This window comes from Pseudomonas sp. FYR_5, from assembly GCF_043106315.1.
GTDB lineage: Bacteria > Pseudomonadota > Gammaproteobacteria > Pseudomonadales > Pseudomonadaceae > Aquipseudomonas > Aquipseudomonas putida_Y.
Genome location: NZ_JBICMK010000105.1, coordinates 1 through 15,406, shown reverse-complemented (window position 1 = coordinate 15,406; position 15,406 = coordinate 1). Strand labels below are relative to the sequence as shown.

At 60.9% G+C, this 15,406-nt stretch carries 14 protein-coding genes; 12 read left to right on the top strand and 2 right to left on the bottom strand.

Going from position 1 to position 15,406, the window contains the following annotated elements; genetic code table 11:
• The first annotated feature begins 18 nt into the window (after nucleotides 1-18).
• From ACF8RA_RS22720 to ACF8RA_RS22710, 3 genes are all read left to right on the top strand, one after another.
• Nucleotides 19-1,002: an iron ABC transporter permease gene (locus ACF8RA_RS22720; RefSeq protein WP_176685385.1), complete on the top strand. Its 984-nt coding sequence runs from the start codon at nucleotides 19-21 to the stop codon at nucleotides 1,000-1,002.
• A complete protein-coding gene (locus tag ACF8RA_RS22715; RefSeq protein WP_209963420.1) occupies nucleotides 1,002-1,769 on the top strand; it encodes a heme ABC transporter ATP-binding protein in 768 nt (255 codons plus the stop codon). Before ACF8RA_RS22720 ends, ACF8RA_RS22715 begins: the two co-directional genes overlap by 1 nt.
• 101 nt (nucleotides 1,770-1,870) lie before the next feature.
• A complete protein-coding gene (locus tag ACF8RA_RS22710) occupies nucleotides 1,871-2,755 on the top strand; it encodes a ChaN family lipoprotein (RefSeq protein ID WP_392519598.1) in 885 nt (294 codons plus the stop codon).
• A 180-nt stretch (nucleotides 2,756-2,935) separates the two neighbouring features.
• Here the strand turns inward: ACF8RA_RS22710 and ACF8RA_RS22705 are convergent, their stop codons facing one another.
• Both ACF8RA_RS22705 and ACF8RA_RS22700 read right to left on the bottom strand, forming a co-directional pair.
• Nucleotides 2,936-3,214 carry a TfoX/Sxy family protein gene (locus ACF8RA_RS22705; protein ID WP_010955337.1) on the bottom strand — a complete coding sequence of 93 codons (279 nt, stop codon included), beginning with the start codon at nucleotides 3,212-3,214 and terminating at the stop codon, nucleotides 2,936-2,938.
• Nucleotides 3,215-3,372: 158 nt separating this feature from the next.
• The gene (locus tag ACF8RA_RS22700; RefSeq protein ID WP_392519597.1) at nucleotides 3,373-4,935 is read right to left on the bottom strand and encodes an AAA family ATPase; all 1,563 of its coding nucleotides are present in this window, start codon (nucleotides 4,933-4,935) and stop codon (nucleotides 3,373-3,375) included.
• Between the two features lie 115 nt (nucleotides 4,936-5,050).
• Between ACF8RA_RS22700 and mrcB the strand changes: the two genes are divergently transcribed.
• From mrcB to msrQ, 9 genes are all read left to right on the top strand, one after another.
• On the top strand, nucleotides 5,051-7,372 hold the full coding sequence (gene mrcB / locus ACF8RA_RS22695) for a penicillin-binding protein 1B (protein WP_392519596.1): 2,322 nt from the start codon (nucleotides 5,051-5,053) through the stop codon (nucleotides 7,370-7,372).
• A 15-nt stretch (nucleotides 7,373-7,387) separates the two neighbouring features.
• Nucleotides 7,388-8,173: a tetratricopeptide repeat protein gene (locus ACF8RA_RS22690; RefSeq protein WP_392514496.1), complete on the top strand. Its 786-nt coding sequence runs from the start codon at nucleotides 7,388-7,390 to the stop codon at nucleotides 8,171-8,173.
• Nucleotides 8,173-8,505, top strand: coding sequence for a YqcC family protein (locus ACF8RA_RS22685; protein ID WP_019099850.1), 333 nt, complete (start codon nucleotides 8,173-8,175; stop codon nucleotides 8,503-8,505). The genes ACF8RA_RS22690 and ACF8RA_RS22685 overlap by 1 nt, the downstream gene beginning before the upstream one ends.
• Before the next feature lie 408 nt (nucleotides 8,506-8,913).
• A complete protein-coding gene (locus ACF8RA_RS22680; RefSeq protein ID WP_028697593.1) occupies nucleotides 8,914-10,638 on the top strand; it encodes an acetolactate synthase 3 large subunit in 1,725 nt (574 codons plus the stop codon).
• Between the two features lies 1 nt (nucleotide 10,639).
• Nucleotides 10,640-11,131, top strand: coding sequence for an acetolactate synthase small subunit (ilvN, locus tag ACF8RA_RS22675; protein WP_003250040.1), 492 nt, complete (start codon nucleotides 10,640-10,642; stop codon nucleotides 11,129-11,131).
• Nucleotides 11,132-11,186: 55 nt separating this feature from the next.
• On the top strand, nucleotides 11,187-12,203 hold the full coding sequence (ilvC, locus tag ACF8RA_RS22670) for a ketol-acid reductoisomerase (protein WP_021784771.1): 1,017 nt from the start codon (nucleotides 11,187-11,189) through the stop codon (nucleotides 12,201-12,203).
• Between the two features lie 150 nt (nucleotides 12,204-12,353).
• Nucleotides 12,354-13,205, top strand: coding sequence for a CDP-diacylglycerol--serine O-phosphatidyltransferase (gene pssA, locus ACF8RA_RS22665; protein WP_021784770.1), 852 nt, complete (start codon nucleotides 12,354-12,356; stop codon nucleotides 13,203-13,205).
• Nucleotides 13,206-13,284: 79 nt separating this feature from the next.
• Nucleotides 13,285-14,298, top strand: coding sequence for a protein-methionine-sulfoxide reductase catalytic subunit MsrP (gene msrP / locus ACF8RA_RS22660; protein WP_392519595.1), 1,014 nt, complete (start codon nucleotides 13,285-13,287; stop codon nucleotides 14,296-14,298).
• Complete coding sequence (msrQ, locus tag ACF8RA_RS22655) at nucleotides 14,298-14,909, top strand: protein-methionine-sulfoxide reductase heme-binding subunit MsrQ (RefSeq protein WP_176685353.1); 612 nt, start codon at nucleotides 14,298-14,300, stop codon at nucleotides 14,907-14,909. The genes msrP and msrQ overlap by 1 nt, the downstream gene beginning before the upstream one ends.
• Nucleotides 14,910-15,406: the final 497 nt, after the last annotated feature.

Genomic DNA, 15,406 nt, shown 5'->3' with positions numbered 1-15,406 from the left:
AGCCTGAGCCTGTTGTGCCTGTTGGCGATCTGGCTGTCACTGGCGCTGGGGCCAGTCAGCCTGCCAATGCTCGATACGCTGCGCGCTGGGCTGCGTCTTTTGGGATTGCCTGTTTCCGAAGATGGCCTGCAGCAGGCCGAGATGATCCTTGGCCAGATCCGCCTGCCGCGCACCCTGTTGGGGTTGGCGGTGGGCGCGGTGCTGGCGCTGTCCGGGGTGGCCATGCAGGGGCTGTTCCGCAACCCGCTGGCTGACCCCGGGCTGGTAGGCGTTGCCGCCGGTGCCGCAGTAGGGGCAGCGGTTGCCATAGTTGGCGGCGCCTGGTTTGGTGGCATGCCGGATGCCTTCGCGCCTTATCTGCTGTCGTTCTGCGCTTTTGTCGGCGGGCTTGGGGTCACTGCGCTGGTCTACCGCCTGGGGCGCCGCGATGGCCAGACCAACGTTGCCACGATGCTGCTGGCTGGCGTGGCCATGACCGCGCTGGGTGGCGCGGCCGTGGGGCTGTTCTCTTACCTGGCCGATGATGCCACCTTGCGTACGCTGACATTCTGGAACCTTGGCAGCCTCAATGGCGCCAGCTATGAGCGGCTGTGGCCATTGTTGCTGGTGGCGGTAGCGGTAGCGGTGTGGCTGCCACGCCGGGCCAAGGCGCTGAATGCCCTGTTGCTGGGGGAGTCGGAGGCACGTCACCTGGGCGTTGACGTGGAGCGGCTCAAGCGTGAGTTGGTGTTCTGCACGGCGCTGGGGGTGGGGGCTGCAGTGGCTGCAGCCGGGTTGATCGGCTTCATCGGCCTGGTAGTGCCGCACCTGGTACGCCTCCTGGCCGGGCCCGATCACCGTGTGGTGCTGCCAGCCTCGCTGCTGGCCGGCGGTGTGCTGATGTTGTTCGCCGACTTGGCGGCGCGGCTGCTGCTGGCGCCTGCCGAGCTGCCGATTGGTATCGTCACGGCCTTCATCGGTGCGCCGTTCTTCCTGTTCCTGCTGATGCGAGGGCGCGGCTGATGTTGCAAGTAGAGGGCCTGTATCTGTGCAGGGGCAGCAATGAGGTGCTGCACGACATTCACCTGCAGTTGCCTCCGGGGCAGGTCGTGGGTGTGCTTGGTCCCAACGGTGCCGGCAAGAGCAGCCTGCTGAGTGTGCTTTGCGGTGAACTGGCGCCCGACCGCGGGCGGGTGACGCTGCAGGACCGCCCCCTGGCCGATTGGGCCGGGCAGGAACGGGCAAGGCGCCTGGCAGTGCTGCCACAGGTGTCCAGCCTGGGTTTCTCGTTTCGGGTCGAGGAAGTGGTGGGCATGGGGCGCATGCCTCATGGCACCGGTCAGCGACGCGATGCGGAAATTGTCGAAGCGGCGTTGCGGGCGGCAGATGCCTGGCACCTGGTAGAGCGCAGTTACCTGGCGCTTTCCGGTGGCGAGCGGCAACGGGTACACCTTGCCCGCGTGCTGGCGCAGCTATGGCCGGGCGAGGAAGGTGCCACTTTGCTGCTCGACGAACCGACCTCGATGCTCGACCCGCTACATCAGCACACCACCCTGGAAGCCGTTCGCCGCTTTGCCGACTGCGGTGCTGCAGTGTTGGTGATCCTGCATGACCTGAACCTGGCGGCGCGGTACTGTGATCGTATCCTGTTGCTGGAGCAGGGGCGCTGCCACGCGTTTGCCACGCCCGAAGCGGTACTGACCCCAGCGGCACTGAGGGCGGTGTACGGTATCGACGTACTGGTGCAGGCGCACCCCGAGCGCGGGCATCCGCTGATCATCACCCGTTGATTCTCGAACCGTGCACGGCCTCTGTGGAAGCGGCCTTGTCTCGCGACAGGTCCGCCCCGGGGCAGGCCATTCAAATTGTGGATGACATGGAGTAACTGCCGATGCGACACGCGCTGCTGTCTGGTTTCTCGCTGTGCCTGGTACTGGCGATAGGCGGTTGTCAGGCCAGCCTGCCGCCGTTGCCCGCCTGGCAGAGCAGCGAAGGTCGCACCCACGCCGAGCTGGGGAAGATTGTCGATCTGTCCAATGAGCAGGTCATTAGCCCTGAACAGCTGGTACAGCGCCTGGCTGTCGCACCCCGCGTGCTTGTCGGCGAGAAGCACGACAACCCTGACCATCACGCGCTGCAACTATGGCTGCTGCGCGCTCTTCAAGGCCAGCGCTCTCAGGGCAGTCTGTTGCTGGAAATGCTGCAGCCCGGCCAGCAATCACGGGTGGACAAGCTGGTGGGGCAGCCTTTGCCGGTAGACTTGCCCAAGGCGCTGGCCTGGCAGGAGGGCTGGGATTGGCAGTTGTACGGGCCGATTGTCACCGAAGCCCTGCAGCAACGGGTGTCGTTGCTGGCAGCCAACCTTTCGCCCGCCGAGATGCGTCAGGCCTATCGACAGCCGGCTCCGGTGCAGGGCGAAAAGTCCAATGCACCCGCAGTAAAGGCTGCCTTGCTGGAACAGGTGCGCGCCGGACATTGCGGGATGCTGCCGGAAAGCCAGTTACCGGCGATGCTGGCCGTTCAGCAGCAGCGCGACCGGCGCATGGCCGAGCGTTTGCAGGCGGCACCGCAACCGGCACTGCTGTTTGCCGGGGCTTACCATGTGCGCAAGGACCTGGGCATACCCTTGCATCTGGCTGACCTGGGGGCGTCGGACGAGAGCAAGGTATTGCTGCTGGCTGAGGTGGGCGAGCGAGTCGAGCCTGGCGAGGCTGACTATGTGTGGTACACGGCAGCGATGCCGGAGCAGGATTATTGTGCGCAATTGCGGCGTTGATCCGGAAAAAGCCCAGGCAAAAAAAGACCCGGCAAACTGCCGGGTCAATAACCGTGATTAGCCTGATGAGGAGATAATCTGAGAGTCCGAACCAGGGGCTCTTAGCTTATCCAACCAGTCTCGCGACCAGTTGTGATAATCATAACAATTCTCATTTAGGCGTCAATCCCTTTACGCCGATTATTTTGGTTTTTTTTGCGTAGGGTTTTTCGCGTCCAATTGTTGGTTGAGTGCTTCCTTGCGTTCGAGCGGCAAATCGTTCCAGTGCATGTCCAGCAGGGCGCCTTCAATGGCATACAACAGCACCTTCGATGCACGGAACCCTCGTGTCTTCACGGCCTGGTACGCACCCACCGCGCCCAGGCGGCGCAAATCCGATGCACTGTGGATGCCAGCTGCATGCAGCCACTGCGCAGAAGTCTTGCCAAGGTTCTTCAGATGCTGCAATTCATCGTTCATCGAGCCTCCTTGCGATGGCTGAACGGGAATGGGGGGATAAATCGCGAGCAGGTCTGAGAGGAGTGTAGCGGGGGTTGGGAAATATGCGGCTTTTTGCCATCGGAGGGTGAGCGGCCTGTGCCTGCCCCTTCGCGGGCAGGCACAGGAAGATGACGAACTTACAGGCCAGGCAACCGCTGGCGAATCTGCTCGATCACCTGATCCATGCTGCCGGCAGCCTGGGTATCGACGCGGGTGCTGTGCACCAGCTCCTGCGCATCCAGCGCCTCACGGCTGGCCTGCTGGGCCTTGATCACCTCCAGCGTGGCATCCGAGGGGTCGCTGTTTTCGGCCTGGCGCTGCTCCAGCCAACTGGCGATGACCGCCTCCGGCGCGTGGCAGTCGAGGATGAGGAACGGCACTCCGGTCTGGCTGGCAACGTCTGCCGCAGCCTGGCGCTGCTCACGCTTGAGGTAGGTGGCGTCCAGCACCACCGGGAAGCCGGCGCGCAGCACGGTCGCTGCCACCTCGTGCAGGCGCTGGTAGGTCGCTGCGCTGGCCTCCTGGTCGTATATGCCCATACTCAGCTGGCCGGCGTCGGCCTGCTGTTGTTCGCCGAACAGGCGCTTGCGCTCTACGTCCGAACGCACGCGCACTGCACCCAAGGCCTCGACCAGGCGCATGGCCACGTGACTTTTGCCCACTGCCGAAACGCCATGGGTGATGGCCAGCAGACGCGACGGGATGGCACTGTAGCTTTCGGCCAGGTTGGCGTAGTTGCGGTAGGTGCGCAGGGTGGTGGCACGCTGCACGCCATCAGCGTCGGCCGGCATGCTGAACAGTGCGACCTTGGCCCGCACCAGCGCGCGGTAGGCTTTGTAGAAGTTGAGCAGTTCCAGGCCTTCGTAGTCCCCCGTCAGTTCCAGGTACTGGCTGATGAAGCGGCGGGCCAGGCACTTCAGGCCGCGGTCTTCCAGGTCCATGGCCAGGAAGGCGGTGTCGGCGTAGACGTCGGTCAGTCGGAAAGGCTCGTTGAATTCGATGCAATCGAAGATCACCACCTTGCCATCGATCAAGGTGGCGTTGCCCAGGTGGATGTCACCGTGGCACTCACGGATGAAGCCATTGGCCTTGCGCCTTTCCAGCAGGCCGTGCAGGCGCTCGAAGCTGCTGCGGGCCCAGGCCTGTAGGGCGTCGAGTTGCTGCAGATCGGCTTTGTCGCTGAGGAATGGGCGAATTTGCTCGAAGTTCTGCTCCACCGGGGCCATCACGCTGTCTGGCGTGCCCAGCGGGTGCTCCATCGGCACACGTGGGGCCTGCAGGTGAAACTCGGCAATCTGCCGGGCCATCTGGTCGATGTGTGTGGCGTTCAGCTCGCCATTGGCCTGCAGTGTGTTGAGCATCTGTCCCTGGGGGAACTGGCGCATTTTCAGCACGTACTCGATGGCTTCGCCTTCGCCACCGATCTGCGGTGCGTCGACGCTACCGGTGATCGGCAACACGTCCAGGTACAGGCCTTCGGTCAGGCGTTGGTTCAGGCGCAACTCTTCGTTACAGAAATGCTGGCGCTGGTCCAGCCCGGTGAAGTCCAGGAAACCGAAATTCATCGGTTTCTTGACCTTGTAGGCGTACTCGCCAGTGAGCAGGACCCAGGAGATATGCGTCTCGATGAGCTGAAACCCATCCACGGGATGAGGGTACAGGGCAGGGTTCTGCAACGCAGTAATAAGAGCTTGGCTCACGGCAAATCCTTCCGGGGCAAGGGAATTCGAATGCGTCATTATGGTCAATGGTGCCGTCCCTGCCTACCGCCGGGCCGTCTGCCCAGCCTTTATAAAGTGCGTATAATCCGCCGCCATGACTCGAACCCGAAATTCCCGCACCCCTCAGAAACGCCCGACCGGCCGCTCCCGCGCCTGGCTGGGCTGGGCTTTGAAGCTCAGCCTGGTAGGCCTGGTGATCGTCGCCGGCTTCGCGGTTTACCTCGATGCCGTCGTTCAGGAAAAGTTCTCCGGCAAGCGCTGGACCATCCCGGCCAAGGTGTATGCCCGGCCGCTGGAGCTGTTCACCGGCCAGAAGTTGAGCAAGAACGACTTCCTCACCGAGCTCGATGCGCTTGGCTACCGTCGCGAAAGCGCGGCCAACGGTCCGGGCGCTGCGTCCGTCAACGGCAATACCGTCGACCTCAATACCCGTGGCTTCCAGTTCTACGAGGGCATGGAACCGGCACAGTTCGTGCGCGTGCGCTTCTCGGGCGACTACGTAGCGGGCCTCTCCGGTGCCAACGGCAAGTCGCTTGACGTGGTGCGGCTGGAGCCGCTGATGATCGGCGGCATCTACCCGAAAAACCTCGAAGACCGCATCCTGATCAAGATCGATCAGGTACCCAAGTATCTGCTTGAGACCCTGGTGGCCACGGAAGACCGCGACTTCTACAGCCACCACGGCGTGTCGCCCAAGTCCATCGCCCGGGCCATGTGGGTCAACACTTCGTCCGGCTCTATGCGCCAGGGTGGCAGTACCTTGACCCAGCAGTTGGTGAAAAACTTCTACCTCAGCAGCGAGCGCAGCCTCAGCCGTAAGCTGACCGAGGCGATGATGGCGATACTGCTCGAACTGCACTACGACAAGCGCGAAATCCTTGAGGCCTACCTCAACGAGGTGTTCGTCGGCCAGGACGGTCAACGCGCCGTGCACGGCTTTGGCCTGGCTAGCCAGTTCTTCTTCAGCCAGCCGTTGTCTGAGCTGAAACTGCATCAGATCGCCCTGCTGGTGGGCATGGTCAAAGGCCCGTCCTATTACAACCCGCGGCGTCACCCCGAGCGCGCTTTGGCGCGCCGCAACCTGGTGCTCGACCTGGTGGCCGAGCAGGGTGTGGCCAGCCAGGCAGAAGTCGATGCGGCGAAGAAGATGCCGCTGGGCGTGACCAAGCGTGGCAGCCTGGCCGACAGCTCGTTCCCGGCCTTCCTCGACCTGGTCAAGCGACAGCTACGTCAGGACTACCGCGACGAAGACTTGACCGAAGAAGGCCTGCGCATCTTTACCAGCTTCGACCCTATCCTGCAGATGAAGGCCGAAACCTCGATGAGGGAGACCTTCAAGCGCCTGGCGGGCCGCAAGGGGGCTGACGAGGTGGAAGCGGCAATGGTCGTGACCAACCCTGAGACCGGTGAAGTACAGGCGTTGATCGGTAGCCGCCAGGCAGGCTTCGCCGGCTTCAACCGGGCCATCGATGCTGTGCGGCCGATCGGCTCGCTGGTCAAGCCGTCGGTATACCTGACCGCGCTGGAGCAGCCAAGCAAGTACACCCTGACCAGTTGGATGCAGGACGAGCCATTTTCGGTCAAGGGGGCTGACGGCCAGGTCTGGCGCCCGCAAAACTATGACCGTCGCCCGCACGGCACTATCTACCTGTACCAGGGGCTGGCCAACTCGTACAACCTGTCGACCGCCAAGCTCGGCCTGGAAGTGGGTGTGCCGAACGTGATCAAGACCATTGGTCGGTTGGGGGTGAATGTCGATTGGCCAGCGTTCCCGGCCATGTTGCTGGGGGCTGGTGGCATGTCGCCAATGCAGGTGGCAACCATGTATCAGACCATCGCCAACGGCGGCTTCAACACGCCGATGCGCGGTATCCGCAGCGTGCTCACCGCCGAGGGCGAGCCGCTCAAGCGTTACCCGTTCCAGATCCAGCAAACCTTCGACCCGGGTGCCATTTACCTGGTGCAGAACGCCATGCAGCGCGTAATGCGCGAAGGTACAGGGCGCTCGGTGTACAACACCTTGCCACGCTCGCTGACCCTGGCGGGCAAGACTGGTACCAGTAACGACTCGCGGGACAGCTGGTTCTCCGGCTTCAGTCAGGATCTGCTGGCCGTGGTGTGGATGGGCCGTGACGATAACGGCAAGACACCCTTTACCGGCGCCACCGGAGCCTTGCAGGTGTGGACCAGCTTCATGAAGAAGGCCGACCCGCTGCCGCTGGACATGCCGCAACCGGACAACGTGGTGCAGGCCTGGATCGACCCGTACACTGGCCATGGGTCTGATGCCAGCTGTCCGGGAGCGGTGCAGATGCCGTATATTCGCGGGAGTGAGCCGCCGGCCGGCGCAACCTGTGGCGGTGAGCAGGATCCAGTCGAATCGGTAATGGACTGGGTCAAGGGCTGGATGAATTAAGCACAGGCTGCATTGATGAGGTGTGACGTGAACAAGTGGCTGTTTCCTGCCGTGACGGCGTTGGCTGTGCTCCAGGGGTGCTCCAGCGTCCCGCGTGGCAATATTCCGGTGGTCGATTCGAGCACCCGTGTGTCCAACAGCGAACGCGTGACGGCCAACCGCTCGGCGGGTGGCTATAACACCGGCACCGCCCAGGCGCAAACGCTGCCGGAGGACTCCGGCGTCACCGTGATGATCCCGCAGGGCGCAGGCGCTTCGGCCATCCAGACGTTCCCGGCTAACAATGGCGCAGCACCGATCACTCCAGGGCCGATCACTCCTGGCCCTGTCAGCTCGGCACCGATGACCACCAATCCCAACCCGATTGCCGATGAGCCTTTCGACATTGCCGCGATGAACAGCACTTCGCAAAGCGCCAGCGCGCCAACCGGTATTCCGCGCAGCGCTGCCGCCGGTGGCCTGTCGGCCGACGAGCAACTGGACGGCCCGGTGCTGGCATTGCTGACCACTGCGCAGACGCAGCAGGGCAGTGGCGACTTCAACGGTGCCGCCTCGAGCCTGGAGCGTGCCCAGCGTATTGCTCCGCGTGAGCCGCAGGTGCTGTATCGCCTGGCCCAGGTGCGCCTCTCGCAAGGTGATGCAGCGCAGGCAGAGCAGTTGGCGCGCCGCGCCCTGACCTACGCCAGCGGCCGCCCAAGCCTGCAGGCTGAGCTATGGAACACGATCGCCCAGGCCCGTGAAAAGCAGGGTGACAGCGCTGGCGCTGCGCTGGCCCGGCAAAAGGCGCGGGTCAATTCGTGATGATCGAGCAACGCATTCTGGATATTGCCGACCACCTGCTATTGATCGAGCGTGAACTGCAGGTGCAAGGCTGGTGGGATGACGAGCCGCCAAGCGACGAGGCACTGGCCAGTACGGTGCCGTTCGCCGTGGATACCCTTAGTTTCGAGCAATGGCTGCAATGGATCTTCCTGCCCCGCATGAAGATCATCATCGAGCTGGGTCACCCGCTGCCCAATGCATCGAGCATCCTTGTCATGGCCGAAACCGTGTTTACCGACCGGCCGGAGCAAAGTCGTGAGCTACGGCGCCTGTTGGCAGCTTTTGATCAATTGATCGCTCCTTCCGCCTGATTTCTTCAGTTTTTCCTTCTAGGGCCGCAGATTGTGGCCCTTTTTATTGGAAATCTTCTTAATTCTGCTGCTGAAGCGATTTTTAGTGGTGGCAGGAATTCATCTTGGGGAAAAATTGGCAATAATTTTTCTTGACTTGTTGGCGCCGAATCACAAGAATCCAACTTCCGCTGTAGAGGGACTGCCAGAAGCAGACCCGCTAAGCAGATCATGAGGTGCACACCCGCGCCGACCTGTTACACCCCGCAACGCGTTACCTCGCGCTGGGTGGGAAACCCCCGCAACACTCTGGGGATCTCCCAATACTTGCTCAGTCAGTGCTGACGTTCGCTCATGCTCTGCTTGGCAGTAAACCTATTAAGACCCGTCCAGTGAGGGCGGTATTCTGGCGTTTTAGAGGTGAACAACGTGGAGCTTTTATCTGGCGCTGAGATGGTCGTCCGCTTCTTGCGTGACGAAGGCGTTAAGCACATCTACGGGTACCCTGGTGGTGCTCTCCTGCATGTTTACGACGCACTGTTCAAAGAACCGGAAGTGGAACACATCCTGGTTCGTCATGAGCAGGCGGCAACCCATATGGCGGACGGCTACGCTCGCGCCACCGGCAAGGCCGGTGTGGTGCTGGTAACCTCCGGTCCTGGCGCGACCAATGCCATTACCGGCATTGCCACCGCCTACATGGACTCGATTCCGATGGTTATCCTGTCCGGCCAGGTGCCTAGCACCATGGTGGGCACCGATGCCTTCCAGGAAACCGACATGATCGGTATCTCGCGGCCGATCGTGAAGCACAGCTTCATGATCAAGAACCCGACCGAGATCCCTGAAATTCTGAAAAAAGCGTTTTACCTGGCGCAATCCGGTCGCCCAGGTCCAGTCGTGGTCGACATTCCAAAAGACATGACCAACCCGGCTGAAAAGTTCGAATACGTCTACCCGAAAAAGGTCAAGCTGCGCTCCTACAGCCCGGCGGTCCGCGGTCACTCCGGCCAGATCCGCAAGGCTGCCGAGATGCTTCTGGCTGCCAAGCGCCCGGTCGTCTACTCCGGTGGCGGCGTGATCCTCGGCGGTGGCTCCGAAGCCCTGACTGAAATCGCCAAGTCGCTGAACCTGCCGGTTACCAATACCCTGATGGGGCTGGGTGGCTTCCCGGGTACCGACCGCCAGTTCCTCGGCATGCTTGGCATGCATGGCAGCTACACCGCCAACATGGCCATGCACAATGCCGACGTCATCTTTGCCGTCGGTGCGCGTTTCGACGACCGCGTTGTAAACGGTCCGGCCAAGTTCTGCCCGAATGCCAAGATCATCCACATCGACATCGACCCGGCGTCGATCTCGAAGATGATCAAGGCCGACGTGCCGATCGTCGGCCCGGTCGACAGCGTACTCAGCGAAATGCTCGGCATCCTCAAGGAAATCGGCGAGCAGCCTGACAAGGCGGCGCTGGATGCCTGGTGGAAGCAGATTGACGAATGGCGTGGCAATGGCGAGTTGTTCCCTTACGACAAGGGCGATGGCAACGTCATCAAACCGCAAAAAGTCATCGAGACACTGTGCGAAGTGACCAATGGCGATGCCTTCGTCACTTCCGACGTGGGCCAACACCAGATGTTTGCCGCGCAGTACTACCGCTTCAACAAGCCAAACCGCTGGATCAACTCCGGTGGCCTGGGCACCATGGGCTTCGGCTTCCCGGCGGCGATGGGCATCAAGCTCAACTTCCCGGATCAGGACGTGGCCTGTGTGACCGGCGAAGGCAGCATCCAGATGAACATCCAGGAGCTGTCCACCTGCATGCAATACGGCCTGCCGGTGAAGATCGTCAACCTGAACAACGGTGTGTTGGGCATGGTCCGCCAATGGCAGGACATGGCCTACAACGGTCGTCATTCGCACTCGTACGTCGAGTCGCTGCCTGACTTCATCAAGTTGGCCGAAGCCTATGGCCATGTGGGTATCCGCATTACCAGCCTGAAAGACCTCAAGCCGAAGCTGGAGGAAGCGTTTGCGATGAAGGACCGTCTGGTGTTCATCGACATCGCGGTTGACCGCAGTGAGCACGTCTATCCGATGCAGATCAAGGATGGCTCGATGCGTGACATGTGGCTGAGCAAGACGGAGCGTACCTGATATGCGGCACATCATTTCCCTGCTGCTGGAAAACGAACCCGGTGCGTTGTCCCGTGTGGTCGGCCTGTTCTCCCAGCGCAACTACAACATTGAAAGCCTGACTGTAGCGCCGACCGAAGACCCGACCCTGTCGCGTCTGACGCTGACCACCGTTGGCCATGACGAAGTGATCGAACAGATCACCAAGAACCTGAACAAGCTGGTCGAAGTGGTCAAGCTTGTCGACCTGTCGGAAAGCGCTCATATCGAGCGTGAACTGATGCTGGTCAAGGTCAAGGCCACCGGTGCCCAGCGCGCCGAGATCAAGCGCACCACGGATATCTTCCGCGGCCAGATCGTCGACGTGACCGCCAGCGTGTACACCGTGCAGCTGAGCGGTACCAGCGACAAACTGGACAGCTTCATCCAGGCGATCGGCACTGCATCGATTCTGGAAACCGTGCGCAGCGGCGTTACCGGCATTGCCCGTGGCGACAAAGTGCTCAGCATCTAAATTTAAAAATTAGCGATGGCTCCGCAGGGGCCGAGATATAACCAGGGGTATTTTCATGAAAGTTTTCTACGATAAAGACTGCGACCTTTCCATCATCCAGGGTAAGAAAGTCGCCATCATCGGTTACGGCTCCCAGGGTCACGCTCAGGCGTGCAACCTGAAAGACTCCGGTGTAGACGTTACCGTCGGTCTGCGTAAAGGTTCGGCTACCGTTGCCAAGGCTGAAGCCCACGGCCTGAAAGTTGCTGATGTTGCTACCGCTGTCGCTGCGGCTGACCTGGTCATGATCCTGACCCCGGACGAGTTCCAGGGCACGCTGTACAAGAACGAAATCGAGCCGAACATCAAGAAGGGCGCTACCCTGGCCTTCTCTCACGGTTTCTCGATCCACTACAACCAGGTGGTTCCGCGTGCCGATCTCGACGTGATCATGATCGCGCCGAAAGCCCCGGGCCACACCGTTCGCTCCGAGTTCGTCAAAGGCGGCGGTATCCCTGACCTGATCGCTATCTACCAGGACGCTTCCGGCAACGCCAAGAACGTCGCACTGTCCTACGCTTCGGGCGTGGGTGGTGGTCGTACCGGCATCATCGAAACCACCTTCAAGGACGAAACCGAAACCGACCTGTTCGGTGAGCAGGCTGTTCTGTGTGGCGGTACCGTCGAGCTGGTCAAAGCCGGTTTCGAGACCCTGGTCGAAGCTGGCTACGCGCCGGAAATGGCCTACTTCGAATGCCTGCACGAGCTGAAGTTGATCGTAGACCTCATGTACGAAGGCGGCATCGCCAACATGAACTACTCGATCTCCAACAACGCCGAATACGGTGAGTACGTGACTGGTCCGGAAGTCATCAACGAAGAATCCCGCAAGGCCATGCGCAATGCTCTGAAGCGCATCCAGGACGGCGAGTACGCGAAGATGTTCATCTCCGAAGGTGCTACCAACTACCCATCGATGACCGCCAAGCGTCGCAACAACGCCGCTCACGGCATCGAAATCATCGGCGAGCAACTGCGTTCGATGATGCCGTGGATCTCGGCTAACAAAATCGTCGACAAGACCAAGAACTAAGTCTTATCGAAAGATGAAAAACGCGGCTTCGGCCGCGTTTTTTCATTCTGGCATCCAGCTTCTGGTATAAAGCAGACCAGTGGCTCGCTGTCAGAACCTGTTTCGCGGGCCCGTGTCGAACATTTTCCATCCTGTTGCAAGGTACCCTCCATGAGCGAACGTCCCGAAGAGCCGAACAAGCCCTCCGACGCCGAAAGCCTGCTACCTGTCGATGAGCACGTTGAAGAAGGGCATGACGCCGAAGGCCGCAAGGTGCGCCACCGCGGCATCTACCTGCTGCCCAACCTGTTTACCACCGCCAACCTGTTTGCCGGTTTCTATTCCATCATCAGCTCGATGAGCGCACAGAGCGCCCTGAGTGCCGGCGACCCGCGCGAGGCGAGCAAGTACTTCGCTTTTGCCGCTATCGCCATCTTCGTGGCCATGGTGCTCGACGGCCTGGACGGCCGCGTTGCGCGTATGACCAACACCCAGAGTGCCTTCGGTGCCGAGTATGACTCGCTGTCGGATATGGTCGCCTTCGGCGTGGCCCCGGCTTTGCTGGCCTTCGGCTGGGCGCTGGGTGACATGGGCAAGGTCGGCTGGATGGTTGCATTCATCTATGTGGCCGGTGCCGCGTTGCGCCTGGCGCGCTTCAATACCCAGGTCGGTACCGCCGACAAGCGCTACTTCATCGGCCTGGCCAGCCCGGCTGCCGCAGGTGTGGTGGCGGGCACCGTATGGGCGTTCAGCGACTATGGCATCCAGGGCTCCAAGCTGTCGTTCCTGGTGGCGCTGCTGGTGGCTGCTGCTGGCATGCTGATGGTCAGCAACATCAAGTACAACAGCTTCAAGGAGCTGGACCTCAAGGGACGCGTGCCGTTCGTGGCGATCCTGGCGGTGGTGCTGGTGTTTGCCGTCGTATTCAGCGACCCACCACGCATCCTTCTGCTGATCTTCCTTGCCTATGCAGCATCGGGGCCGATCCAGTTCCTGCTGAAGGCGCGCCGTCGCAAAGTGTGAAAATCACTTAACGCTGGAATAACCTCGCGGCTCCATAGTCTTACTGGTACATCCGTTACTCAGTGCTATGGAGCCGTTCATGCTTATCAAGCTTCCCAGGTCTTCCGAGTGCAAGGCGTCGGAGATCACCCCCGAAAGCATTTACCTTTCCCGTCGCACCCTGCTGGGCGGCTCATTGGCTGGCTTGGCGCTAGGCGCATTACCGGGTGGGGTGGGCGCGGCGCAAGTGTCGCGTTATGCCGATGTGCAGGCTGGGGCCGCGCCGGCCTGGTTCACTGACAAGCTCTCCGCCACGCGCTGGCAAGCGGTGACGGTGAAGGACGAGGCGATCACGCCGTTCAAGGATGCCACCCACTACAACAACTTTTACGAGTTCGGGCCCGACAAGGGAGACCCGGCGGCCAATGGCGACAGCCTGAAGACCGAGCCGTGGTCCATTGTGGTGGACGGTGAGGTTGGCAAACCCGGACGCTATGCTCTGGAGGACTTCGTCAAACCCTATCAGCTTGAGGAGCGGATCTATCGGCTGCGCTGCGTAGAGGCGTGGTCGATGGTCATTCCGTGGCTGGGGTTCCCTTTGGCTCAGGTGCTCAAGCAGGTCGAGCCGACCTCGAGGGCGCGTTATGTGCGTTTCGAAACGCTGAAGGATCCTCAGCATATGCCCGGGCAGCGGTCAGGATTTGCCTTGATCGACTGGCCTTATAGAGAAGGGTTGCGCCTGGATGAGGCGATGCACCCGCTGGCAATTCTCGCGGTGGGTATGTACGGCCGGGAGCTGCCCAATCAGAACGGCGCGCCGTTGCGTCTGGTGGTGCCTTGGAAGTATGGCTTCAAGAGCATCAAGTCGATTGTGCACATCAGCCTGGTAGCGGAGCAGCCTGGTACTACCTGGGAAGGGCTGGCGCCGGATGAATATGGTTTCTATGCCAATGTGAATCCGACAGTCGACCACCCGCGCTGGAGTCAGGCGCGCGAACGTCGCTTGCCCAGCGGGTTGTTCAGCCCCAACGTGCGGGAGACACAGATGTTCAATGGCTACGCTGATGAAGTGGCGTCGCTGTATACCGGGCTCGATCTGCGGAAGAACTACTGATGCGTTACCCCTGGTTTCGCTTGGCCATCTTTGTCGTGGGCTGCCTGTTTCCGGTGTGGTGGCTATATGAAGCGGCGATGAACCTGCTGGGGCCTGATCCCGGGAAGATCATGATGGACCGCCTTGGGCTTGGGGCGCTTACCTTCTTGCTGGTGACCTTGAGCATGACCCCACTGCAGAAGCTGACGGGCTGGTCTGGCTGGATTGTGGTTCGCCGGCAGCTGGGGTTGTGGGTGTTCGCCTATATAGTGCTGCACATCCTGGCTTACCTGTTTTTCATTCTGGGGCTGGATTGGGGGCAGTTGGCGGTGGAACTGAGCAAGCGGCCATACATTATTGTGGGAGCGCTGGGGTTCCTGGGTTTGCTGGCGTTGGCGGTTACCTCTAACCGGTACAGCCAGCGGCGGCTTGGGGCGCGGTGGAAGAAGCTGCACAGGTTGGTGTATGCGGTGCTTGGGTTGGGCTTGCTGCATTTCCTGTGGATCGTGCGCTCGGACCTTCGGGAGTGGGCGATCTATGCGTCTATAGGGGCTGTGTTGATGGTGTTGCGGATTCCTGCTGTTGCGCGGGTGCTTCCCAGGGTTGCCAGGAAGCAGGGTCGGGCGGTTTGAGAGTGGGGCGGGGCTGCCAAGGGCCTGTCTTGAGATAGCAATGGCAGTAGAGGGGCCCGCCTTTGTTTCTCTGGTGTCTGTGAGATCGAGCGCCGCCCGCGTCCGGCTCGAGACATTCATCGCCTGTGAGACCGAGCGCCGCGCGGGCGGCGCTCGGTCTCACAGGCGCTGAAACTGTTGTGGCGAACACTGGTAGCCCCGATACGGTCTTTTCCCCTTATATTTCACTTTCTTGAAATTAAAGGTTGACGCCCTCTTGAATCCCCTTATAATGCGCCCCACTTCCAGCGACAACGGAACGACAAACTCCTTGAAATTCAATGAGTTAGACAATTCTGAAGGTGCTGTAAGGGCTACGATCAAATGATCGAAAGCGGTTGAAAAGGTGGTTGACAGTGCTTCTAAGTGCTGTATGATTCGCCTCCCGCTACGAGAGATCGCAGCGAGCCAAGTGTTTGAAGCTAAACGAGTTTCTCGCAAAAAACTTCAAAATAAAC